The 207-nt window shown below is 66.7% G+C and carries 1 protein-coding gene; it reads right to left on the reverse strand.

Translation table 11 applies throughout. The features are described from left to right. Positions 1 to 207 (reverse strand): hypothetical protein (locus AB4Y44_RS43165; RefSeq protein ID WP_368702877.1); only part of this gene is annotated, 207 nt, incomplete at both ends.

Consider the following 207-nt stretch of genomic DNA (forward strand, 5'->3'; position numbering starts at 1 on the left):
CGTTCACCGCGTCGAGGCTCGTTGCCGAGACTGCGCCCGCCGCCACGTTATGCAGCGCCACCGGCGTGGTCGCATCCGTGCCGCCCAGCGTCACCGAGTCGTGCGTCGACGTGTCGTACATCACCGCATCGGCGAGCTGGCCGGTGATGTTCGTGACATTGCCCTGCAGGTCGCTGATGTCGGTCGAGTTCTGCGTGACCTGCTGGT

Source organism: Paraburkholderia sp. BR10937 (genome assembly GCF_040965695.1).
GTDB lineage: Bacteria > Pseudomonadota > Gammaproteobacteria > Burkholderiales > Burkholderiaceae > Paraburkholderia.